20 protein-coding genes and 2 tRNA genes (1 of these 22 running past the window's edge) are annotated in these 21,445 nt (G+C 72.6%); 15 read left to right on the top strand and 7 right to left on the bottom strand.

Annotated features, from left to right (window positions below):
* Positions 1-21: 21 nt before the first annotated feature.
* Positions 22-2,568, bottom strand: a complete 2,547-nt coding sequence (gene pepN / locus ACQP2H_RS24495) for an aminopeptidase N (RefSeq protein WP_357535254.1) — start codon at positions 2,566-2,568, stop codon at positions 22-24.
* A 221-nt stretch (positions 2,569-2,789) separates the two neighbouring features.
* On the opposite strand from pepN, the gene ACQP2H_RS24490 reads away from it, so the two are divergent.
* The 3 genes from ACQP2H_RS24490 to ACQP2H_RS24480 all read left to right on the top strand — a co-directional run bounded on the left by ACQP2H_RS24490 (position 2,790) and on the right by ACQP2H_RS24480 (position 5,358).
* Complete coding sequence (locus ACQP2H_RS24490) at positions 2,790-3,413, top strand: mycothiol-dependent nitroreductase Rv2466c family protein (RefSeq protein ID WP_357534900.1); 624 nt, start codon at positions 2,790-2,792, stop codon at positions 3,411-3,413.
* A gap of 122 nt (positions 3,414-3,535) precedes the next feature.
* Positions 3,536-4,738 (top strand): DUF1015 family protein, encoded by a 1,203-nt coding sequence (locus ACQP2H_RS24485; protein WP_357015113.1) that lies wholly within the window; start codon positions 3,536-3,538, stop codon positions 4,736-4,738.
* 134 nt (positions 4,739-4,872) lie between these two features.
* On the top strand, positions 4,873-5,358 hold the full coding sequence (locus tag ACQP2H_RS24480) for a ribose-5-phosphate isomerase (RefSeq protein ID WP_208570464.1): 486 nt from the start codon (positions 4,873-4,875) through the stop codon (positions 5,356-5,358).
* Between the two features lie 65 nt (positions 5,359-5,423).
* Here the strand turns inward: ACQP2H_RS24480 and ACQP2H_RS24475 are convergent, their stop codons facing one another.
* The gene (locus ACQP2H_RS24475) at positions 5,424-5,756 is read right to left on the bottom strand and encodes a hypothetical protein (RefSeq protein WP_208570465.1); all 333 of its coding nucleotides are present in this window, start codon (positions 5,754-5,756) and stop codon (positions 5,424-5,426) included.
* A 121-nt stretch (positions 5,757-5,877) separates the two neighbouring features.
* On the opposite strand from ACQP2H_RS24475, the gene ACQP2H_RS24470 reads away from it, so the two are divergent.
* Together ACQP2H_RS24470 and ACQP2H_RS24465 are read left to right on the top strand one after the other, a co-directional pair.
* A complete protein-coding gene (locus tag ACQP2H_RS24470; RefSeq protein WP_219464338.1) occupies positions 5,878-6,417 on the top strand; it encodes a hypothetical protein in 540 nt (179 codons plus the stop codon).
* A gap of 346 nt (positions 6,418-6,763) precedes the next feature.
* Positions 6,764-7,561 carry a S1 family peptidase gene (locus tag ACQP2H_RS24465; protein ID WP_219464337.1) on the top strand — a complete coding sequence of 266 codons (798 nt, stop codon included), beginning with the start codon at positions 6,764-6,766 and terminating at the stop codon, positions 7,559-7,561.
* 188 nt (positions 7,562-7,749) lie between these two features.
* Here ACQP2H_RS24465 and ACQP2H_RS24460 read toward each other — a convergent pair whose 3' ends face one another.
* Positions 7,750-10,725 carry an Hsp70 family protein gene (locus ACQP2H_RS24460; protein WP_433229036.1) on the bottom strand — a complete coding sequence of 992 codons (2,976 nt, stop codon included), beginning with the start codon at positions 10,723-10,725 and terminating at the stop codon, positions 7,750-7,752.
* Positions 10,726-10,845: 120 nt separating this feature from the next.
* Positions 10,846-11,733: a DUF3152 domain-containing protein gene (locus ACQP2H_RS24455; protein ID WP_433229034.1), complete on the bottom strand. Its 888-nt coding sequence runs from the start codon at positions 11,731-11,733 to the stop codon at positions 10,846-10,848.
* A 140-nt stretch (positions 11,734-11,873) separates the two neighbouring features.
* Here ACQP2H_RS24455 and ACQP2H_RS24450 point away from each other — a divergent pair, with 140 nt between their 5' ends.
* The 3 genes from ACQP2H_RS24450 to ACQP2H_RS24440 are packed head-to-tail and all read left to right on the top strand — an operon-like array spanning position 11,874 to position 13,851.
* Positions 11,874-12,371 carry a SigE family RNA polymerase sigma factor gene (locus ACQP2H_RS24450; protein ID WP_219464336.1) on the top strand — a complete coding sequence of 166 codons (498 nt, stop codon included), beginning with the start codon at positions 11,874-11,876 and terminating at the stop codon, positions 12,369-12,371.
* Positions 12,368-13,141 carry a hypothetical protein gene (locus ACQP2H_RS24445; RefSeq protein WP_219464335.1) on the top strand — a complete coding sequence of 258 codons (774 nt, stop codon included), beginning with the start codon at positions 12,368-12,370 and terminating at the stop codon, positions 13,139-13,141. The genes ACQP2H_RS24450 and ACQP2H_RS24445 overlap by 4 nt, the downstream gene beginning before the upstream one ends.
* A 26-nt stretch (positions 13,142-13,167) precedes the next feature.
* Positions 13,168-13,851: an SMI1/KNR4 family protein gene (locus tag ACQP2H_RS24440; RefSeq protein ID WP_433229031.1), complete on the top strand. Its 684-nt coding sequence runs from the start codon at positions 13,168-13,170 to the stop codon at positions 13,849-13,851.
* Positions 13,852-13,938: 87 nt separating this feature from the next.
* On the opposite strand, the gene ACQP2H_RS24435 is transcribed toward ACQP2H_RS24440, so the two are convergent.
* The gene (locus tag ACQP2H_RS24435; protein WP_219464332.1) at positions 13,939-14,421 is read right to left on the bottom strand and encodes a YxiG-like protein; all 483 of its coding nucleotides are present in this window, start codon (positions 14,419-14,421) and stop codon (positions 13,939-13,941) included.
* Between the two features lie 223 nt (positions 14,422-14,644).
* On the opposite strand from ACQP2H_RS24435, the gene ACQP2H_RS24430 reads away from it, so the two are divergent.
* Positions 14,645-14,842 carry a hypothetical protein gene (locus ACQP2H_RS24430; RefSeq protein ID WP_219464330.1) on the top strand — a complete coding sequence of 66 codons (198 nt, stop codon included), beginning with the start codon at positions 14,645-14,647 and terminating at the stop codon, positions 14,840-14,842.
* 273 nt (positions 14,843-15,115) lie between these two features.
* Here ACQP2H_RS24430 and ACQP2H_RS24425 read toward each other — a convergent pair.
* Positions 15,116-15,189: transfer RNA gene (locus ACQP2H_RS24425), tRNA-Gly, on the bottom strand.
* A 254-nt stretch (positions 15,190-15,443) separates the two neighbouring features.
* On the opposite strand from ACQP2H_RS24425, the gene ACQP2H_RS24420 reads away from it, so the two are divergent.
* The 6 genes from ACQP2H_RS24420 to ACQP2H_RS24395 all read left to right on the top strand — a co-directional run bounded on the left by ACQP2H_RS24420 (position 15,444) and on the right by ACQP2H_RS24395 (position 21,248).
* Positions 15,444-15,517, top strand: a tRNA-Pro gene (locus ACQP2H_RS24420).
* A gap of 148 nt (positions 15,518-15,665) precedes the next feature.
* Positions 15,666-17,018, top strand: coding sequence for a trigger factor (tig, locus tag ACQP2H_RS24415; protein WP_208570475.1), 1,353 nt, complete (start codon positions 15,666-15,668; stop codon positions 17,016-17,018).
* A 171-nt stretch (positions 17,019-17,189) separates the two neighbouring features.
* Positions 17,190-17,831: an ATP-dependent Clp protease proteolytic subunit gene (locus tag ACQP2H_RS24410; RefSeq protein ID WP_067310650.1), complete on the top strand. Its 642-nt coding sequence runs from the start codon at positions 17,190-17,192 to the stop codon at positions 17,829-17,831.
* 10 nt (positions 17,832-17,841) lie between these two features.
* Entirely contained in the window at positions 17,842-18,504 is a 663-nt protein-coding gene (locus tag ACQP2H_RS24405; RefSeq protein WP_091250718.1) for an ATP-dependent Clp protease proteolytic subunit, read from the top strand.
* Between the two features lie 214 nt (positions 18,505-18,718).
* A complete protein-coding gene (gene clpX / locus ACQP2H_RS24400) occupies positions 18,719-20,014 on the top strand; it encodes an ATP-dependent Clp protease ATP-binding subunit ClpX (protein WP_067310644.1) in 1,296 nt (431 codons plus the stop codon).
* A gap of 436 nt (positions 20,015-20,450) precedes the next feature.
* Positions 20,451-21,248, top strand: a complete 798-nt coding sequence (locus ACQP2H_RS24395; RefSeq protein WP_208570476.1) for a carbon-nitrogen hydrolase family protein — start codon at positions 20,451-20,453, stop codon at positions 21,246-21,248.
* A gap of 174 nt (positions 21,249-21,422) precedes the next feature.
* Here ACQP2H_RS24395 and ACQP2H_RS24390 read toward each other — a convergent pair whose 3' ends face one another.
* A protein-coding gene (locus tag ACQP2H_RS24390) for a hypothetical protein (RefSeq protein ID WP_208570477.1) crosses the window boundary here: on the bottom strand, positions 21,423-21,445 show its end. It continues 202 nt past the right edge of the window; the window shows 23 of its 225 coding nt (coding positions 203-225); its start codon lies beyond the right edge, outside the window — the gene reads right to left on this strand; it ends in the stop codon at positions 21,423-21,425.

The following is a 21,445-nucleotide window of genomic DNA, read 5'->3' as shown; positions in this document are numbered from 1 at the left end:
CCCCGGGCCGGGCCGCCAGAATCAGCCGTTGCGGGCGTCCCGCGCGCGGGCCTTCAACGCCCGGACCACCCCGTCGCGCCCCTCGGCCACCAACCGGCGCAGCGACGCCGGGTGGCCGTCGCCGGCCAGCCACGCGTCGGTGGCCGCCACCGTCTCCTCCTCGACCAGGTACGCCGGGTACGCCAGCTGCACGAACTCCTGCGCCGGCTCGCTGTCGCGCTGCGCCCACACCTGCGCCACCGTGGCGAAGTACCGCTCCCGGTACGGCGCGACCAGCGCGACCTGCGCCGGGTGGGTCAACCCCTGCAACAGCGCCCGGTTACGCCAGTTCGGCAGCGCGTCCGGGCCGGTCAGCAGGGACCACACCGTCGCCTTGTTCGCCTCGGTCGGCACCAGCGCGTGCGCGTACGCGGCCTCCCGTTCACCGGAGGCCGTCCGGTCGCCGGCCAGTTCCGCCTCGATCTCGGCGGTGCCGGCCGCCCCGTTGGCCACCAGCGACTGCAGGATCGTCCAGCGCAGCTCGGTGTCGACGGTCAGACCGGTGGGCACGTCGGTGCCGGTCAGCCAGCCGCGCAGCGTCGCCAGGTCCTCGTCGGCGCGGGCCGCCGAGGCGTACGCGCGGGCCCAGGCGAGCTGGAATCCGCTGCCCGGCTCGGCCGCCGCCAGCGCGTCCTTCGCGGCCCGGGACAGCCCGGCCCAGCCGGTCGGTGCCCACGCCGGGTCGGCGTAGAAGATCAGCGCCGTGCTGGCCTGCCGCAGGGTGGCGGTGACCAGGTTGATGTCGGTCTCGGCGGGCAGCCCGGCCAGCACCAGCGCCACGTAGTCGCGGGCGGACAGCTCGGCGTCGCGGACCATGTCCCAGGCGGCCGTCCAGCACAGCGCCCGGGCCAGCGACGAGTCGAAGCCGGCGATGTGCTGCACCACCGTCGCCATCGACCGCTCGTCGAGGCGCAGCTTGGTGTAGGTCAGGTCGTCGTCGTTGAGTAGCAGCACGTCGGCGGCCGGGCGGCCGTGCAGCACCGACAGGTCGGTCGCCTCGCCGGTGACGTCGACCTCGACCCGTTCCCGGCGGACCAGCCGGCCCTCGGTCAGGTCGTACAGGCCCACCCCGATCCGGTGGGTACGCAGCGTCGGGTGGCCGGCCGGTGCCTCCTGCCGGACCAGCACCCGCTCGTAGCCGCCGTCGGCGTCGATGGTCACCTCGGGGCGCAGGGTGTTGACCTGGGCGGTCTCCAGCCACTGGGCGGCGAACTTGCGCAGCTCCCGGCCGGAGGCCGTCTCCAGCTCCGACAGCAGGTCGTCGAAGGTGGCGTTGCCCCAGGCGTGCTTGGCGAAGTAGGCCCGCAGCCCGGCCAGGAACGGCTCCTCACCGACGTACGCCACGAGCTGCTTGAGCACGCTGGCACCCTTGGCGTACGTGATGCCGTCGAAGTTGACCTCGACGGCCTCCAGGTCGGGCATCTCGCAGTAGACCGGGTGGGTGGAAGAGAGCTGGTCCTGCCGGTAACCCCAGTTCTTGCGGATCGACAGGAAGGTCGTCCACGCCTCGGAGAACCGGGTGGCGTGGGTGTTGCACCAGTGGCTGGCCCACTCGGCGAACGACTCGTTGAGCCACAGGTCGTTCCACCAGCGCATGGTGACCAGGTCACCGAACCACATGTGGGCCAGCTCGTGCAGGATCGTGTTGGCCCGCTGCTCGTACTCGAAGTCGGTGACCTGCGAGCGGAACAGGTAGTGCGACTCGGCGTGGGTGACGCAGCCGAAGTTCTCCATCGCGCCGGCGTTGAAGTCGGGCACCCAGAGCTGGTCGTACTTGGGCAACGGGTAGCGCACCCCGAACTGCTCGTGGAAGAAGTCGAAGCCCTGCTTGGTGATCAGGAACAGGTCGTCGGCCTCCAGGTGGGGGGCCATCGACGCCCGGCAGAAGACCCCCAGGTCGATGCCGTCGTGGCTGTCGCGCACCTCGTGGTACGGCCCGGCACAGAGCGCGGTGACGTAGGTGCTCATCCGCGCCGAGGTGGTGAAGTGGACGGTCTTGAGCCCCTCGCCGGCCGGTTCCTCCCGCTCGACGGGCATGTTGGACACCACCCGCCAGTGCGCCGGGACGGTGGCGTGCCAGGTGTAGACGCTCTTCAGGTCGGGCTGGTCGAAGCAGGCGAAGACCTTCTGCGCGTCGGCCGTCTCGAACTGGCTGTAGAGGTAGGTCTCGCCGTCGACCGGGTCGACCGTGCGGTGCAGGCCCTGCCCGCTGTTGGAGTAGCCGAAGTCGGCCTCCACCACGAGCACGTTCTCGGTGGCCAGCCCGGTCAGCGCCAGGCCCTTCTCGGCCGACCAGCCGGCGAGGTCCACCGGTTCGCCGTTGAGCGTGGCCGCGTGCACCGCCTCGGCGGCGGTCTCGATGAAGGTGCCGGCGCCGGGTTCGGCGCAGCGGAACCTGACCTCGGTCACCGACCGGAAGGTGCGGCCCTCGGCCTGCACCGCGGTGGACAGGTCGAGGTTGATGTCGTACCCGGTGACCTCCAGCAGGCGGGCCCGCTCGGTGGCCTCGACCTGGGTCAGGTTGCGCACTCCTGGCACTTTCGTCTCCATCCCACTCTCGCCGCCTTCCGGCTGCGCCAGCCCCTGCCGGCCGCTCGTGGCGGCGACCCGAGCCGAGTCTTCCATGCACCGACCCTGCGGTGGTCGACGTCACGCTCTCATTCCGCTACCGATCGATGCCGTTCGGGGTGAGGATCGAATCAGCCGCGTCGGGTCCGCCGACGTGCCTGATGTCACGAAGGGACTCCACCGTGACCGAACGTGTCGCCGTCGACATGTGGTTCGACCCGCTGTGCCCGTGGGCCTGGATCACCTCCCGTTGGCTCCTGGAGGTCGAACAGGTCCGGGAGGTGGACATCAGCTACCACGTGATGAGCCTGTCCGTGCTCAACGAGGGCCGGGAACTGCCCGAGCAGTACCAGGAGATGATGAAGCTGGGTTGGGGGCCGGTGCGGGTCTGCATCGCCGTGGAGCAGGCGCACGGCGGCGCGACGCTGGCGAAGCTCTACACCGCCATGGGCACCCGGATCCACCTCGGCAAGGAATCGCTCGGCCGGGAGATGATCACCGCGGCGCTCGCCGACGTCGGGCTGGACCCGTCGTTCGCCGACGCCGCCGACTCCACCGAGTACGACGAGGCGCTGCGGGCCAGCCACGAGGCCGGGATGCGGCCGGTCGGCACCGACGTCGGCACCCCCGTGGTGCACGCCCCCGGCCCGGACGGCGAGAAGGTCGCCTTCTTCGGCCCGGTCATCACCCCGTCGCCGAAGGGGGAGGCCGCCGGTCGGCTCTGGGACGGCGTCCTGCTGGTCGCCGGCACCCCCGGCTTCTACGAGCTGAAGCGGTCCCGCGAGCTGGGCCCGATCTTCGACTGATCCCCACCCCGGTCGGGTCCCGGTCCGGTCGGGCCGGGCCCCGACCGGGGGACGGTTCATCTGGTGGACCCGGCGCGGGGTCGGCGTCGCCTGGGCCGTCGTCGCCGGTAGCGTCAACCCCCATGACGGTCGTACATCCGATCGCCCGGGCCTGGATCACCACTGGCGGCACCGGCGCGCAGAACTACGACGAGTTCGCCGACGACGCGGAGATCACCGCGATCATCGAGGCGAACCCGCACAGTGCCCTCGGCATCGAGATGCCCCACCGGGCGCCGGAAAGCCTGGGGAAGTCCTTCCTCGACGCGCTCGGCGACGCGGTGTCCCGGCTCACCGAGGCCAAGGACGACGGCAGCTACACCCCGGCCGAGCAGGTGGTGGTCCTCTACCGGATCAGCGCGCCGGGGGAGGAGTCGGCGTACGGGCTGTTCGCCATGGTCGACACCGACCAGATCTCCACCAGCGCCGACGAGCCCGGCCTGGTGATCCGCAACGAGGACGTGTTCATCGCCAAGGTGCGGGAGCGGGTCGCCCTGGCCGAGGCGCTGGGGCACCTGCTGTCCCCCGTACTCCTTCTCCAGACCGGGCGCGGTGACGAGCTGCACGCCGCGCTCGCGGCGGCCACCGACCAGGCCGGGGTGCCGGCCGCCACCGACACCGACCAGGCCGGCCGCACGCACGCCATCTGGCTGGTCGGCCCCGGCCCGGAGCAGGACGCGCTGACCGCGCTGGCCGGCGGCGGCGAGCTGGTGGTCGCCGACGGCAACCACCGCAGCCTGGCCGCGCAGACCGGCGGCTTCCCGCGCTTCCTCGCGGTGGTCACCACCCCGGCGTCGGTCGCCATCCAGCCCTACAACCGGCTGGTCAGCGAGCTGCCCTGCACCCCCGACGAGCTGCTCGACCGGCTGCGCGCCGCCGGGGCGCAGCTCGCCCCGGTCGACGGCCCGGTCGAGGTCCCGGCGGCCGGCGGCACCGTGCACCTCCGCCTCGCCGGCCAGGGGTACGCGGTGACCCTGCCGCACGACGCGGACGCCGCCCGGCTGGAGAACCTCGACCACGCCCTGGTGGAGCGGCTGCTGCTGCGCGACGCCCTCGGCCTCGACCCGGGCGACAAGCGGATCACCTACGTCGGCGGCGACTACCCGGCGAGCTGGCTCACCGGCGAGGTCGACGCCGGCCGGGCGGAGCTCGCCGTCCTGATCGCCCCGGTGACCGTGGACGACTTCGTCGCGGTGAACCTGGCCCGGGAGAAGATGCCCCGCAAGAGCACCTGGTTCACCCCGAAGGCACGCGGCGGCCTGGTCGTCGCCGAGCTGCCCCGCTGATCCCGGCCCGCTGCTGATCGCGCCCCCGGCGGTGGTCGCCGTCCCGGCGTACCCCCGCTCCCGGTTGTGACGAATTCGCCCCGGCACGCCGCCCCCACGGCGGGCCGGGGCGCGGCCCTGACAGACTGCCCGGTATGCGCGTCTACCTGGGATCCGATCACGCCGGTTTCGAGTTGAAGGTGCACCTGGCCAATCATCTGGCCAAGCAGGGCTACGAGCTGGTCGACGTCGGCCCGCACGCCTTCGACCCCGACGACGACTACCCGACCTTCTGCCTGCACACCGGCGACCGGGTGGTGGCCGACCCGGGCAGCCTGGGTGTGGTCATCGGCGGCTCCGGCAACGGCGAGCAGATCGCCGCCAACAAGGTCGCCGGCATCCGGGCGGCGCTGGCCTGGAGCGTCGAGACCGCCCAGCTCGGCCGGCAGCACAACGACGCCAACGTGGTGGCCGTCGGCGCCCGCCAGCACACCCTGGACGAGGCCGCCGCCATCGTCGAGGCGTTCCTCACCACCCCGTTCTCGGGCAACGAGCGGCACGCCCGGCGGATCGCCCAGGTGGCCGAGTACGAGCGCACCCACGAGCTGCCCGAGCTGCCCGCCCCCGCCGAGCTGCCCTGACCCCCGCCTCGTCCTGACCTCTCGACCGGGCCGGCCGCCGCCGGCCCGGTCACCGGCCGGCCCGGTCACCGGCCCGAGCGGGGCAACTCCTCCCGGGGCACCCAGTTCCGTCGGATGATCACCAGTCGTTCCTCGGCCTCGGCCAGATCCTGCTCGGTGGGGCGGGCGGCGTCCCGGGCCCGCAGCGCGGAACCCACCCCGACCTGGGACGAGCCGGAACCGACCAGCCCGCGCAGCCCTCGCTCGCTGTCCTCCGCCCCCGGGCCACCGCGCCGGGGCCGGGGGGCCGGTGTCCCGTCGTGCACCGGCGCCGTCGCCGCCGTCGGAAGCTCACCGCCACCGTCCGTCGCCTCCGGCTGGTGCCGTAACCGGCGTCGCCGCCGCTCCGCATCCGCCATCTCCCGACCGTACCGTCCGACAGGCCCCCGGGCCGGGCCGGTCGAGGCAGTTTGTCCGCTCGCTACCCTCGGAGGTGGTGGACCGGTCGACGGCCGGCACCGGTCATGGGGAGGAAACGAGATGGCAGACCAGACACAGCCGTGGGCGGAGCGGACCGTCGAGGTGCCACCCCAGCCCGGTGTCGGGGTCCCGCCGCAGCGGGAGCCGTTCCGTCGGGGCGTCGCCTCGGTGGGGCAGTCCCGGGCTCCGCGTACCGAGCCGTTCCCGGTGGTCGAGCACGACACGTCCGGCTGGTCCGAGCCGGCGACGCCGCGCCGGCCGATGAGCTGGCACGTGGAGCAGTTGCGCCGGGGCGGCGAGTGGAGCGCGGCCGGCGCGTTGTTCGCGTTCGTCTGCTGGGGGATCTGGGCCATCTCCGGTCGGGGCGAACTGGGCACCCCGCTGCTCACCTTCCTGCTCAGCCTGCTGGTGGCGGCCGGCCTGTTCGCGCTCTCCCGGCTGCTCGGCCGGGTGGTCCTGGAACGCCAACTGGGCCGGGTACGCCGCAGCGCGCGCGGCGCGCACCTGGTGACCGCGGTGTTCCTGGCCGGGGTCGGCATCGCCTACCTCCAGCAGACCCAGTGGGTGATGGACGCCTGGAACTTCCTCACCGGCAACTGAGTCGGCCGCCTGGCCGGGCCGGACGGCACCGCCACCCACCCGGGCCGGACGGCACCGCCTTCCACCCGGGCCGGCCCCGGACGGCACTGCGGGCGGGCCGGGTGTGACCCGGTCCGCCCGCGTCCGGTCGCGGGGACGCCCCGCGACACCGGTCGACACTCCTCCAGGCCGGGGGCTGTCTTACCCCGCCGCGACGGCTTCATCCCCGTCCGGCCGGGTGACCCCCGGCGGCGGGACCACGATCGTATGACCTCATCGAGATGTTGAGCTGTGTCAATTTATCGCCCTAGGCTCCCGCCATCGAACCGGCGCCCCACCAAGCGCGCCGCCGAGGGTTGGAGGCCCAGTGAACCGTTGGCGCAGTCTCATCGGCCGGATGGCCGCCACACTGGTGGCGGTCACCGCCGGATCGCTCGTCCTGACCGCCCCGGCCACCGCCGCGCCGACCCCCGACGCGGCCCCGTCCGTCGTCGGCGGCACCCGGGCGGCGCAGGGCGAGTTCCCGTTCATGGTCCGGCTCTCCATGGGCTGCGGCGGGGCGCTCTACAGCCCCCGGCTGGTGCTCACCGCCGCCCACTGCGTGAACCGCACCGGAACGAACACCAGCATCACCGCGACCCTCGGCGCGGTCGACCTCCAGTCGAGCAGCCGGATCCAGGTCAAGTCGAACTACGTATACCGGGCCCCCGGCTACAACGGCACCGGTAAGGACTGGGCGCTCATCCGGCTCGCCACCCCGGTCACCTCACAGGCCACCCTGCCGATCGCCACCACCACCGCGTACGACAGCGGCACCTTCACCATCGCCGGTTGGGGTGCGGCCCGCGAGGGCGGTGCGCAGCAGCGTTACCTGCTCAAGGCGACGGTGCCCTTCGTCAGCGACGCCAGCTGCTCCGCCTCCTACCCCGGTGAGCTGGTCGCCGCCGAGGAGATCTGCGCCGGCTACGCCAGTGGCGGCACCGACACCTGCCAGGGCGACTCCGGTGGCCCGATGTTCCGCCGCGACGCCGCGAACGCCTGGATCCAGGTGGGCATCGTCAGCTGGGGCGACGGCTGCGCCCGGCCCAACGCCCCCGGCGTCTACACCCAGGTGAGCACGTTCGCCGCGTCGATCGCCTCGGCAGCCGCCAGCCTCGGCGGCTGACCCGCCGGCCCGCAACCGGGACCACCCGCACCACGCACCACCGCGCCACCGACCGCCCTGCCGGGCCGTCGGTGGCGCGGTCACGTCCGACCCGTCGGGGGCCCACGTGCGGGGGCGCTGCCGGCTCGGCCGTCCCGGTGCGGACGGCGCTGCCGGCTCAGCCGTCCCCGTGCCGGGGTGTGGCCGGCTCAGCCGTCCCCGGCGAACCGGTACAGCACGAAGTCCCGTTCCGCCCCGCAGACGATCACCGAGGTGTTCCACGCACACGACTCGCTGCGGACGCCCTGAAGCTGCCCCATCTCGGTCAGGTCGCCGGCCTTGGACACCCCGGCGAGGCTGCGGTCGTCCTCGACACTGCTCGGCGTCTCGGCGAAGAGCAGCAGGTTGCCGGCGTCGACCCGGGCCGCCGTGCCCTGGCGGTCGGTCAGCACCGCCTTCCCGGCCGGGTCGTACAGGCTCACCGTGGTCTTCGGCGACTGCCGCCGGACGAGCAGGTGCCCACCCACCGGCACCAGGTCCGCGCCGCCCGGCGTCGCCCAGCGCCGGCTGCCCTTGCCCTCGGTGGCGGCGACCACCTCGGTCCGCTCGGCGTCACCCTCGGGCACCTCCAACAGGCAGGCCCGGTGCTCGCCGCAGGCCACCAGCCCGGTGACCCGCCGCTGCTGACCCGCGCTGTAGAGCACCGTCGGCTCGGCGAAGCTGCCCAGGTCGTAGCCGAGCAGCTTGTATCCCTGGTCCTCCTCCACGACGTAGAACCGGTCGCCGTACGCGACCATCCGGTCGCTGACGTCGGCCACCCCGTCGCGGCGACGCAGCACCTCGCCACTGTCCATGTCGAGCACCCGGACCGAGCGGTCGGCACCCACCTGCACCAGCCGGTCGGTGTCACCGAGCCAGGGGGCGCGGGAGACGCCGTCGAACCCGGCGGGGCCGACCTCGGCCTGCTCGGTGCCGACCGGCAGCACCGTGCTGCGGGTGTCGCCGTACTCGCTGCGCGGGTTGTCCTGTGCCCAGCCCTGCCGTCCGTCGCGCAGCCGCAGCCCGACCAGGCGGCTGCCGGCGCGGTCCACCCACACCAGGGTCTCCCGGGTGACGTGCACCGCGTCGTCCCCGTGTACGGGCAGCCGCCACCGTTCCCCGCCGTCGCCGGCGTCGAGCACCACCACGTCGCGGGGGGTGCTGTCGCCGGCCGCGTCGGCGACGGCCAGCACCGCGCCCGGCACCGCCTGCAGACCGGCCCACCGCTGGCTGCCCGCCGAGATCGTGCTCCGCCACGCCTGCTTGCCGGTGCCGGCGTCGACCGCCACCACCGTCAGCCGGTCGTCGGACAGCTGGTAGGCCAGGTAGGCGCGGTCGTCGAGGACGGTGGTGAACATCGCCGTCGGCCGGTCCCCGTCGGCAGCGGGCCGGGCCACCTGGGTGAGGGTGTGGAACTCCAGCGCCGGATAGCGGTCCCGGGTGAACCAGAGCGCCGCCGCGCCGAGCACGCCGAGCAGCGCCAGGCCCGCACCGAGCCCGATCCACAGCCGGCGACGCCCGCGCCGCACCGGCGTCGGGGGGCCGACACCGGTCCCCGGTGGTGACACCACCCCCGGTGGTACGCCCGGCCAGCCCGCCGGATACCCGGCCTGGGCGGGCGCGCTGCCCGGTACGGTCCCGTGCGGCGGCATCCCGCCCAGGGTCGGCACCGGCGTTCCGCCTGATCCGGCCACCGGTGTCCCACCGAGCGGGGTACCCGCCCCGGCCACCAGCGTCGCGCCGGGTCCCGCCGGCAGGGTGGCCCCTGGCCCTGGCAGGAGGGTGTGGCTCGTGCCGCCGGCCGCGGCTACGCCTGCCGGCAGGTTGGCGGCCGTGCCGGCAGGTTGGCCGTCATCCGACCCGACCGGGGCGGACACGGCGTCGGGTGCCCACGGCGCGGCGTCGTGCGTCGCAGCGGGCGGAGCGGGCGGGGCCTGCACCGGGGCGGGCGACGGCGGTGCCGGGGCGGGCCCGGCTGCGCCGGCCGGCCCGGGACGTCGGCCCGGCCGGGGCAGCGGCAGGTCGGTGAGCGCCCCCTCGGCCACCGGCAGCTCGGGCTGCTCCAGCACGGTCGGCGCGACCCCCAGCTCGGCGTGCAGCAGCCGGGCCACCAGCGGCACCCGGGACGAGCCGCCGACGAGGAACAACCCGGCGAGCCGGTCCGGGGTGAGGCCCGCCTCGGCGACCACCTCCCGGGTCCGGGCGACCGCCCGGATCAGCAGGGGAGTGGCGAGTTGCTCCAGCTCCGCCCGGGTGAGCGGGACGGCGGTTTCCAGGCCGGGCACCGCGACCGGTGCCACCGCGACCCGGGACAGCATCTCCTTCGCCCCCCGGACGTTGTCCCAGAGCTGCTGCCGGTCCCGCCACTGCCCGGTCGTCTTCGGCCGGGTCAGCCGGGCCCACAGCGCCGCCTGCGCGTCGCCGAGCCGCTCACCGAGCCGTCCGAGCAGGGCCGCGTCCAGGTCCAGTCCGCCGAGGTCGGCCATCCCGCCGGTGGCGATCACCGTGAAACCCGAGTCGCCCCAGGGGTCGGCGCCCTCGTTGCGGACCACCGCCACGTCCAGCGTGCCGCCGCCGAAGTCGAACACGGCGACCGCCTCGCCCACCGGCACCGGTCGGCGCAGCACCTCGGTGTAGTAGCGGGCCGCCGCGACCGGTTCCCGCAGCAGCCGGGTGCCGACCGGCACCGGACCGGACATGGTGTGCTCGGCGGCCGACGGCCAACCGGCCAGGGCCAGCGCGTCGTGCAGCACCTGCCGTCGGGGGGCCTCCCAGGCGGCGGGGTAGGTGAGTACCGCCGGCGGCAGGAACCCCACCGTCGCCACCGCCTGCTCGGCGACCGCCCACAGGGTCGCGGCGAGCAGCTCCGCCGGGGCGTACGACCGGTCGCCGAGGAGGACCGTCGGGTCGTCCACCCGACGCTTCGGGTTCGGCTCGTAGCGCGTCGGGTCCGCCTGGGCCAGCCGTTGGGCGTCCCGGCCGACGTGCAGCCGGCCGTCGGTGTCGGCGTACACCCCGGAGGGGAGGATCGGGTGACCGTCGACGAGCAGCGGTCGGGTCCGCCCGTCCGGCCAGCGCAACACGGCCACCGTGTTGGAGGTGCCCAGGTCGATCCCGAGGGCGTATCCGTCCTGCTGGCCTGCCATCCGTCGCTACCTCCACCGGGCGAGGGGATGCCCGGTCCCGCATGGTACGCAGCCCGTGCCGCCCCGCCGTCGGCCGTGCTCACTGCCGTCGTGACCCCGGGGCCGGACCACCGGGTCCGCTCAGCCCCGACGGCCGGGTTCGCGGGGCGGGATCGCGTCGGCGTAGGAGCCGGCCGGCCCCGAGTAGCGCACCCCGTCGCGGTACGGCGTGGCGTTCGCGGTGCACCCGTGCAGGCCCAGCGTCTGCTGCTGCATCACCGGCGCAGGTCGGCCCCGCCCCGGGCACCGCTCGTGGCCGTGGCCCAGCCGGTGCCCGACCTCGTGGTTGACCATGTACCGCCGGTAGACGGCCAGGCTCGCGCCGTAGCCCGGCACCCCCTTCATCCAGCGGGCCACGTTGATCACCACCCGGTTGCCGTTGCGGCACGAGGTGTAGCCGTCCGCCGCGTCCCCGCACAGCTCGTCGCGGGTGCCCGGGGTGGCCAGGTGGACGGTGAAGTCGGCCGGGCCGCCGGGGCCGACCCGCCACAGCCGCAGCGTCCCGCCCGTGGTCCACCCCTGCGGGGCGGTCAACGTCGCGCCGACCTCGGCCGCGAACTGCGCCACCGGCAGCCCTCGGATGTCGCCTTCCACGGCGACCCGGTACCGCAGCAGCCGCCCGGTTCCCGCCGGGGCCGTCGGCTCACCGGTCGCCACCTGCCAGCGGTTGGTCCCGTCCGCCGGATAACTGACCGGTGCGGGTGCCGCTCCGCCAGGTCCGCCCGCCCCGCCAGGTCCGCCCGCCCCACCTGCCGGGCCGGAGTCACCCGGCCCGATCGGCCCGCCCGCCCGGCCGGAGTCACCGGGCCGGTCGGACATCCCGGCGGGGACGGCCGGGGACGCCGGCCCCGCCGGGGGACGCTCTGCCGCCGGCATCCCGCAGCCGGTCAGCCAGGCCGCCATCAGCAGCGCCGTCACCGACCGTCCGCGTGGGCCGGTGCCGGTGCGGGGGCTAACCTTCGTCGCCATGCTGCCTCCTCCGCCCACCGCCGGGCAGCGTCGGGCAGCGGGAAGGACGGGCGGTCCGCCGGAACAGTTGATCCCGACGGGACTCAACCTTTCGGTGCCCCCGCCCGTCCTGTCCGGCGTGGCAGATGGGAAGAGCGGGCATGGCCCGGGGTGACGCCGAGTTCGTCGAGTTCGCCCGGTCCGCCTCCGGGCGGCTCAGACACGCCGCGTTCCTGATGACCGGCAACCACCACCAGGCCGAGGACGCCGCGCAGACCGCCCTGGTCCGCACGTACGCGTCCTGGTCCCGGATCCGCGAGGAGGACGCCTACGGGTACGCCCGCACGGTGCTGGTCAACCACCTCGTCGACGGGTGGCGGCGGCCGATCCGGGAGTACCCCACCGACGACCTGCCCGAGCAGCGGCGCGGCGACGTCGCCGACGACGTGGCCACCCGCCGTTGGCTGCTCGACATCCTCGGCGCGCTCAGCCCTCGCGAGCGGGCCATCGTCGTGCTCCGCTACTACTTCGACCTACCGGAGGCACAGGTGGCCCGCGAACTGGGCGTATCGCTCGGCACGGTGAAGAGCACCGGTTCCCGGGCGTTGCAGAAGCTGCGCGCCACCGGGACCCCGGCGACCCAGGGGACCGGCCGATGACCGAGCCTGAGCAGTTGCGCCGGGCGATGCGGGCGACCGAACGGCCGTACCCCGAGGACCTCGACCTGACCGTGATCATGCGCGACGGCCGGCGGTTGCGTCGCCGCCGCCGGCTCGCCGGGGCAGGCGCGACGGCGCTGGTCACCGTGCTGGTGGCCGGCGGTGTGGGGCTCGGCGTGCGGTGGACCCGGCCGCCGGCACCGGACCGCCCACCCGCCGCCGCGACCGCCACCACCCTCCCTGCCCCCACCCTCTCCGCCCCCACCGTGGGACCCCCGGTCACGTCGCCGCCCTACCCGGGCCTGACCCGGGGGGAGCAACGCCAGCAGCCCGTCGGCGACGTGGTGGACACCGGCATCCGGTACGGCTCCGGCGAGCGGGTGCTCTATGTCGTCGCGGTCGACCTGCCGGAGGCACCCGGGGTGACGATCGGGTTGATGGCCGGTCGCCGCACTTCGGCCGGCGAGCTGATCGACGACATCGTCGTCAACGACGTGCGGGGCAGCGACCGGAGGCCGGGGTTCCACGAGATCGGCTACGACGACGCGACCCCCTCGGATGTCCGCCCGGTGGTGCCCACCTTCGGCTACTTCGTCGGGCCGGCAACCCGGATCGTCGGCACCGCCGCCGGGCGGCAGGTCGACGCCCGGCTGGTCCGCTGGAGCACGGACCCGGACCTGGTGATCTTCTGGTTCGACCCGGCCGATCTGACGCCCGGCGTACGTCTCGACGGCATCGTCGCCCGCGACGCGGCCGGCCGGCGGCTCTGACCCCGTCGGCTTGTATCGTCCCCGGCGTGACGCGCCCCGACTGGTCAGACGTCCGTGGACGACTCGCGCTGCTGGCCGCAGCCCCCGGTGCCGGCGCGGTGTTCGGTGCCGCCGACCACGGGTGGCAGCTCGAACTGCCGTTGACCACCGAGGAGCTGGCGCAGGCCGAGGCGCAGTTCCAGGTCGAGCTGCCCGCCGAGTACCGGTCGTTCCTGCTGGAGGCGGGACGGGGTGGAGCCGGGCCGGCCTACGGACTCTTCCCGATGCGACGGCTCGACGGCCGGTGGCAGTGGGAGGGCGACGGCGCCGACCTCACCACCCCGGAGGCGCTCGGGCGTCCCTTCGCCCACGTCGCGGCGTTCAACCCGGCCGACGGCCTGCCCGCCCACCCGGACGAGGACGACTACGACTCGCAGGAGGCGTTCACCGCCGCGCAGGACGCCTACGAGGAGCAGTACGAGAGGCTCGTCTTCACGCCCGAGCACTCGATGGGCCTGCTGTACCTGTGCCATCTCGGCTGCGCGCTGCGGGAGGCGCTCGTGGTCAGCGGCCCCGCACGGGGTCGGATGTGGGCGGACGACATCGCCGAGGGTGGTGGTTTCCGGCCCATGCACGACGACGACGGCACGCCGCTCGGCTTCGCCCGCTGGTACCGGCGCTGGCTGGCGGCAGCCGAGGCCCAGGTCGCAACCGGGTCCGCCCCGGCGTAGCCGCCCCGGGCCGGCCCGGCTGCGCGCCGGTACGCCGGCCCACGGTGGCGGGCGCGCTGCCGACCGGCACCCGCACGGCGGTCCAACCTAGCCGTCCCGGTCGACCGTGAACGGGCGGTACCCCGGTGGCACCTCGCTGACCTGCAGGTCGGAGAAGACCAGGGTGAGCACGTGGGCGTTGGTCTCAATCAGCACCTCGTGGAAGTCGAGCCCGGTCGCCTCGGCCCAGCTCCGCGCGGTGGCCGACTCCGCCTGGACCCGGGCCCCCGGATAGAGCGCGTGCCACTTCACCCCCCACACGTACCCGTCCAGGTCGACGCCTGTCTCGTGGTCGATCAGGCGATCGTCCAGGGACGCCCGCCAGGTGACCGGCGGGACCGAGGTCCGGCAGTGCGCCTCGACGCAGTACCGGAACAGGTAGCGCAGGTAGGTCGGCGCGATCTCGGTGCGGGGATCCGCGGTCACGTGGACGATGGCCTCGTAGTCCCGCATGTAGTCGGTGAACCCGTGGTAGACCAGCGCGTGGTCGAACACGTCGTCGAGGGCACGGCCGAGGGTCTCGAGGTCCACGGCGCTGTTCTACTCCATCGTCGACGTGTCCACGTTCACCGCACCGCACCGCGCCGACCGGAGGGTGCGGCGGGCCGGAGAGTGCGGCGGGCCGGACGGCGTCACCTGCGAGGACCGCCGTCGGTGAGAAGCTGGACGCGATCGACCGGCTCGGATGACGCGCCGGGTCGTCAGCGGGTAAATCGCTGTGAGGGGACGCGCCCGGCCTCGTACCGTGAGGCGGATGGGGCATCGACAGGATCGGATTCGACGCGAACTCGGATCGTTCATGAGGGCGTACGGCCGGGTGGCGGCCAGCAACTGCAGCGATCCCAATGACCGCAATTACAGCCACAAGTTCGAAGCTGAGATCAAGCGGATGAAACCGGAAGACCTCGATCGCCTGCTGCGCGACGAAGACGATGGCGGCGCGGACGACTGACTGTCGAACCCGGATCCACCGAGCGTGGCGGACCTGCGCCGCGCTGGCGCGGCACCTTGATGGCGGTACGACGGAGCCGCAGGCGGATGAGTCGTAGCGTGAGGTGACCGGTCGGGGTGACGAGGTCCGCGACCTGATCACCGAGGTCTCGGCCGCAATCCCGGCGACCCCGCCCGAACTGGCTCGTGACCCCGGGAGCCGATGCTAGTCACCTACTAGGGAGAAGTAGCCGACCCAGGTGCCGCGATCAGGCGGTTCACCTGGTCCTTTGGGTGGAGCGGGCGACGGGAATCGAACCCGCACCGTCAGTTTGGAAGACTGAAGCTCTACCATTGAGCTACGCCCGCATCGCGCCCCGTACACCAGGACGCGCCCACACCTTACCCGCTCCCTCCACCCCCCGCGCACCGGCATTCCCTCCCCGCCTTGACCCCGGTGATCAAGAGGTTTGCGTCACCTGCGGCGATCAACTTGGCGCAAACCTCTTGATCACCGGGGCGGGTGGCCTTTCGGGGGTGGGCCGGAGGTGGGGTGGGGGAGGGGGTGGTGGGGACGCCCCGGCATTCCCGGCGGGGCGGGACGGCTTACACTTCTTTTGCCACGGGGTGTGGCGCAGCTTGGTAGCGCACTCGCTTTGGGAGCGAGGGGCCGTGGGTTCAAATCCCGCCACCCCGACTGCGTGCGCATCCGGGGCACCTCCCGGGGGCGACGCCGATTCCGTGCGGTATGCCGGGCGCTGCCGGAGCAGCGTCCCGGCTCGCCTACACTCGATGCGCGCAATCACGCCCAGACCCACCACTGAGATCCGTCAAGGAGTACGCCTGTGAAGAGCACCGTCGAGACTCTGAGCCCGACGCGCGTGCGGCTCGCCATCGAGGTGCCGTTCGTCGAGCTCGAGCCGAGCCTCAAGAAGGCGTACCGGGAGATCGGCCAGCAGGTCCAGGTTCCCGGCTTCCGTCGGGGCAAGATCCCCGCCGCCGTGATCGACCAGCGGGTGGGCCGGGGCACCGTGCTCAACGAGGCGGTGCAGGAGGCCATCCCGCAGAACATCCTCGCCGCGGTCCGCGAGCACGACCTCAAGACGCTCGGTCGTCCCGAGGTGGAGATCACCGAGTTCAACGACGGCGATTCGCTCAACTTCACCGCCGAGGTCGACGTGCGGCCCGAGTTGACCCTGCCGGACCCGGCCACCGTCGAGGTGACCGTCGACGAGCTGCAGATCGACGAGAGCGAGATCGACGAGCAGGTCAAGAACCTGCGCGAGCGGTTCGCCACGCTGAAGACCGTCGAGCGGGCCGCCGCCGAGGGCGACTACGTGCAGATCGACCTGAACGCGACGGTCGACGGCGAGGACGTGCCCGGCGGTTCGGCGAGCAACATCTCGCACGAGGTCGGCAGCAAGCAGCTCCTGCCGGGGCTGGACGAGGCCCTGGTCGGTCTCGCCGCCGGCGACGACACCACCTTCACCACCCAGCTGGTGGGCGGCGACTTCGCCGGCCGCGACGCCGAGGTGGCGGTGACCGTCCGTACGGTCAAGGAGAAGGAGCTGCCGGAGCTGGACGACGACTTCGCCCAGATGGCCAGCGAGTTCGACACCATCGACGAGCTGCGTGCCGACCTGCGGGAGAAGGTCAGCCGGGGCAAGCGGGTCGAGCAGATCTACGCCGCCCGGGACAAGGCCCTGGAGCAGCTGGTCGCCGCCGCCGAGGTGCCGGCGCCGGAGGGCATCGTCCGCGAGGAGGTCGAGAGCCGCAAGCAGGCGATGGTCGACCAGCTGGAGCGGATCGGCGCCTCGATGGAGGAGTACCTCGCCGCCGAGGAGAAGACCGAGGAGCAGATCGACGCCGAGCTGGCCGAGGCGGCGACCGAGGGTGTCAAGATCCAGCTGCTGCTGGACACCCTGGCCGACGCCGAGGACACCCAGGTCTCCGACGACGAGTTCGGCCACGAGATCGTCCACCGGGCGCAGCGCGCCGGGATGGCCCCGCAGCAGTACTACGACCAGCTGGTCCGCTCCGGCGCTGCCGCCGCCGTCTTCGGTGACGTGCGGCGCGGCAAGGCGCTCGCCTCCGTGATGGAGAAGATCAAGATCAAGGACACCGCCGGCAACGAGGTCACCCTCGATGCGCTGCGGGCCGAGAGCGAGCAGGCGCACGACCACGACCACGAGCACTGATCCGACCCGGTCGGCCGCCGTCCGCCCGTTGCGGCGAACGGCGGCCGAACCACTTCTGCGGGTACGTCCCGAGCCAGCTGCGCTGAGAGCGAACAGTGCCGCGACCGGGAGTCGATCACCCGGTGGAGCGGTTAATGTCGGGTACGACGGTACGGAGAGCGAAGGGCTGCCATGACCGACATGCACATCCCAGCGAAGCCGCTCCGGGCGATCGAAGCCCGAGGTGGCGACACCATTGGCAACCTCGACGACTCGGTCTACAACCGGTTGCTCAAGGAGCGCATCATCTTCCTCGGCAGTGAGGTGAACGACCAGGTCGCCAACCGCATCTGCGCCCAGCTGCTGCTGCTCGCGGCGGAGGACCCGGACCGCGACATCTTCCTCTGGATCAACTCGCCGGGTGGCTCGGTCTACTCCGGCATGGCGATCTACGACACCATGCAGTACATCGACAACGACGTGTCGACCGTGGCGATGGGTATGGCCGCCTCGATGGGTCAGCTGCTGCTCTGCGCGGGCACCAAGGGCAAGCGGTACGCCCTGCCGCACGCGCGGATCATGATGCACCAGCCGTCCGGTGGCCTCGGCGGCACCGCGTCGGACATCGCGATCCAGGCCGAGCAGATGCTCTACACCAAGCGGATGTTCCAGGAGCGGGTCGCCCACCACACCGGCCAGAGCCAGGCGCAGATCGAGGCCGACTCGGACCGGGACCGCTGGTTCACCGCCCAGGAGGCCATGGACTACGGCTTCATCGACAAGGTGATCATCGGGGCCACGCAGGTTCCGGATGGCGCCGGGACCCTGAGCTGAGGAGCTGACGATGACCGATCTGAGCCTGCCGCCCCAGTTCGCGGCCGTGCACAACCGTTACGTCCTGCCGTCGTTCGTCGAGCGCACCTCGTACGGGGTCAAGGAGTCCAACCCGTACAACAAGCTCTTCGAGGACCGGATCATCTTCCTCGGCGTCCAGGTCGACGACGCGTCGGCCAACGACGTGATGGCGCAGCTGCTGACGCTCGAGGGCACCGACCCGGACCGCGACATCATCATGTACATCAACTCGCCCGGTGGTTCGTTCACCGCCATGACGGCGATCTACGACACCATGCAGTACGTCCGGCCGGACATCTCCACGGTCTGCCTGGGTCAGGCGGCCAGCGCGGCGGCGGTGCTGCTGTCGGCGGGCACCCCCGGTAAGCGGATGGCGCTGCCCAACTCGCGGATCATCATCCACCAGCCGGCCACCGAGGGCGGCTACGGGCAGGGCTCGGACATCGAGATCCAGGCCCGGGAGATCCTGCGGATGCGTACCCAGCTGGAGGACATGCTCTCCCGGCACTGCAACCGGCCGATCGAGCAGGTTCGCAAGGACATCGACCGTGACAAGATCATGACGGCCGAGGAGTCCAAGGAGTACGGGCTGGTCGACACGATCCTGACCAGCCGCAAGAAGGGTCTGCTGGCCTCCAACGCGGCCCGCTGAGCACTGCTGATCGGAGGTCGGTCGGGGCGAGGAGTTCCCGACCGGCCTCTGACACACCCGTTTTGGGGGTCGGAGAAACCCCCGCCAGCGGGTAACGTCGGGTCCGTACGGCGTGGCCGGGTCGGACCGGCGGAACGGATTTCACCACGGACGGGTGCCCCGGCGCCCGCGGTTCAGGGCCGGGTTCCGGTCGACGAGTGCAGGGAGAACGTAGGTGGCACGGATCGGTGACGGCGGCGACCTACTGAAGTGCTCGTTCTGCGGCAAGTCGCAGAAGCAGGTCAAGAAGCTCATCGCGGGGCCAGGTGTCTACATCTGCGACGAGTGCATCGACCTCTGCAACGAGATCATCGAAGAGGAGCTGGCCGAGTCCGGCGAGGTGAAGTGGGAAGAGCTTCCCAAGCCGATGGAGATCTGCCAGTTCCTCGACAACTACGTCGTCGGCCAGGACCAGGCCAAGAAGGCGCTCGCGGTCGCGGTCTACAACCACTACAAGCGCATCCAGGCCGAGGCGGCCAACGCGCCGGGCTCCGGCAACGACGCGGTCGAGCTGGCCAAGTCCAACATCCTGCTGCTCGGCCCCACCGGCTGCGGTAAGACACACCTCGCGCAGACCCTGGCCCGGATGCTGAACGTCCCCTTCGCGATCGCGGACGCCACGGCGCTGACCGAGGCGGGCTACGTCGGCGAGGACGTGGAGAACATCCTGCTCAAGCTGATCCAGGCCGCCGACTACGACATCAAGCGCGCCGAGACCGGCATCATCTACATCGACGAGGTCGACAAGATCGCCCGTAAGTCGGAGAACCCGTCGATCACCCGGGACGTCTCCGGCGAAGGGGTGCAGCAGGCGCTGCTCAAGATGCTTGAGGGCACGGTGTCCAACGTGCCGCCGCAGGGCGGACGCAAGCACCCCCACCAGGAGTTCATCCAGATCGACACCACCAACGTGCTGTTCATCTGCGGTGGTGCCTTCGCCGGCCTCGACCAGATCATCGAGTCCCGCACCGGTTCCGGCGGCACCGGCTTCGGCGCTCGGCTCCGGTCGGTCTCGGAGCGCTCCACCGACGACATCTTCAGCCAGGTGATGCCGGAGGACATGCTCAAGTTCGGGCTGATCCCCGAGTTCATCGGCCGACTGCCGGTGATCACCAACGTCCGCAGCCTGGACCGCTCCGCCCTGGTGCGCATCCTCACCGAGCCGCGTAACGCCCTCGTGCGGCAATACCAGCGGCTCTTCGAGCTGGACGGCGTCGAGCTGGAGTTCGAGCCGCCGGCGTTGGAGGCGATCGCCGACCAGGCCATGCTCCGGGGCACCGGTGCCCGGGGTCTGCGCGCCATCATGGAAGAGGTCCTCCTCTCCGTGATGTACGAGGTGCCGAGCAACCCCGACGCCGCCCGGGTGCTGATCACCCGCGAGGCCGTCCTGGAGAACGTCAACCCGACCATCGTCCCGCGCGAGTTCACCGGCCGCCGGGCCCGCCGCGACCGCGAGGAGAAGTCGGCCTGACCGACCCCTCCCCGAACACCGTCGGAAGCACGGCCGCTGTCCCGGGCCGTGCTTCTGCGCGTGACGGGTCCGGGTCTGCCCCCGGTTTTCGCTACCTGCCCCGGCCTGCTGGCTGTCGTCGCCGGCACGGGCATGTCGCCGCTGTTGCCCCGCCGGGCAACGGCGGGGCAACAGCCGCCGAACTGCTGGGCGGCGTCGCTGACGGGCTGTAGCCGGTCACCACCGGCCGGGGACGCCCCACGTGGTGCCCGGGGGAGCCACGGCGTGTGCCGTCCGCCCACCGCCGTGCTGTGGGCGTTCACGGGGGACCGGGAGCGGTCTTCGCCGGTGTGGTGGGTCGCAGCGCCGGCCCGCTGTCCGGGTCTGCCGTGCGCGTCCGCTGTCCGCCGCAGGCTGTCCGCTGTCCCGGGTCGCCGTCCGCCCGTACCCTGGCATCATGCGCGTCGCCGTCTGCCAGCTCAACGCCCGCGACGACCGGGCGGCCAACCTGGCCGCCGCCGAGGCCCTGCTGGTCAGGGCCGCGGCGGCCGGTGCCGACCTGGCGGTCCTTCCCGAGTACGTCGACTATCTCGGCCGGTCCGACGGGATGCCGGCGGCGGAGGGGGCCGACGGCGCGGTGGGGACCTTCTTCGCCGAGGTAGCCGGCCGGCTGGGGATCTGGCTGGTCGCCGGTTCCTTCCACGAGGTCGGGCCGGACCCGGCGCACACCTGGAACACCTCGCTGGTCTTCGACCGGTCCGGCAGGCTGGCCGCCAGCTACCGAAAGATCCATCTGTACGACGTGGAGATCCCCGGCCGGGTGTCCTACCGGGAATCCGCCACGGTGGCGCCGGGACACGAGCCGGTGGTGGTCGACGTGGAAGGGCTGCGGGTGGGCCTGTCCATCTGTTATGACCTGCGTTTCCCGGAGCTCTACCGGCGGCTCGCCGTCGAGGGGGGCGCGCATCTGCTGGTCGTTCCGGCGGCGTTCATGATGCACACCGGGCGGGACCACTGGGAGGTCCTGCTGCGGGCCCGGGCGATCGAGAACCAGTGTTTCGTGGCCGCGGCCGGGCAGACCGGCGACCACGAGCCGGGTCGGACCTGTTTCGGGCGCAGCATGGTGATCGACCCGTGGGGCACGGTCCTCGGCCAGGTGCCGGACGGGCCGGGCCTGACCGTGGTCGACCTGGACCTCGATCGGCTGCGCACGATCCGGGCCGAGCTGCCCAGCCTGGCGAACCGTCGTCTCTGACCGACCTCGACGCCCCGGCGACGCCGCCCTGCGCCTGCTGGCATCTGGACCGGTCGCCGACCGACCTGGTCGACGAGCACCGGCCTGTTCTGGCCCTGTTGGTCCGGCGGTGCCTCGCTGCGGTGCGGCTGCCGGTTAACGATCCGCCGGGTCCGGGGCGGGGTGTGTGTCGGGTCAGCTCAGCAGTACCCCGGCGA

This window comes from Micromonospora sp. CA-248260, from assembly GCF_050942205.1.
GTDB lineage: Bacteria > Actinomycetota > Actinomycetes > Mycobacteriales > Micromonosporaceae > Micromonospora > Micromonospora antibiotica.
Note: the sequence above shows the minus strand (reverse complement) of the source record. Positions and strands in the feature narration are given on the sequence as shown.

What these genes read in the sequence shown, in the direction of transcription:
- ACQP2H_RS24485 (WP_357015113.1), top strand. Translation starts at nt 3,536, where the DNA reads ATGACGGTCGTACATCCGATCGCCCGGGCCTGGATCACCACTGGCGGC.
- ACQP2H_RS24480 (WP_208570464.1), top strand. Translation starts at nt 4,873, where the DNA reads ATGCGCGTCTACCTGGGATCCGATCACGCCGGTTTCGAGTTGAAGGTG.
- ACQP2H_RS24470 (WP_219464338.1), top strand. Translation starts at nt 5,878, where the DNA reads ATGGCAGACCAGACACAGCCGTGGGCGGAGCGGACCGTCGAGGTGCCA.
- ACQP2H_RS24455 (WP_433229034.1), bottom strand. Translation starts at nt 11,733, where the DNA reads ATGGCGACGAAGGTTAGCCCCCGCACCGGCACCGGCCCACGCGGACGG.
- ACQP2H_RS24445 (WP_219464335.1), top strand. Translation starts at nt 12,368, where the DNA reads ATGACCGAGCCTGAGCAGTTGCGCCGGGCGATGCGGGCGACCGAACGG.
- ACQP2H_RS24475 (WP_208570465.1), bottom strand. Translation starts at nt 5,756, where the DNA reads ATGGCGGATGCGGAGCGGCGGCGACGCCGGTTACGGCACCAGCCGGAG.
- ACQP2H_RS24430 (WP_219464330.1), top strand. Translation starts at nt 14,645, where the DNA reads ATGGGGCATCGACAGGATCGGATTCGACGCGAACTCGGATCGTTCATG.
- ACQP2H_RS24450 (WP_219464336.1), top strand. Translation starts at nt 11,874, where the DNA reads ATGGCCCGGGGTGACGCCGAGTTCGTCGAGTTCGCCCGGTCCGCCTCC.
- ACQP2H_RS24410 (WP_067310650.1), top strand. Translation starts at nt 17,190, where the DNA reads ATGACCGACATGCACATCCCAGCGAAGCCGCTCCGGGCGATCGAAGCC.
- ACQP2H_RS24405 (WP_091250718.1), top strand. Translation starts at nt 17,842, where the DNA reads ATGACCGATCTGAGCCTGCCGCCCCAGTTCGCGGCCGTGCACAACCGT.
- ACQP2H_RS24395 (WP_208570476.1), top strand. Translation starts at nt 20,451, where the DNA reads ATGCGCGTCGCCGTCTGCCAGCTCAACGCCCGCGACGACCGGGCGGCC.
- ACQP2H_RS24460 (WP_433229036.1), bottom strand. Translation starts at nt 10,725, where the DNA reads ATGGCAGGCCAGCAGGACGGATACGCCCTCGGGATCGACCTGGGCACC.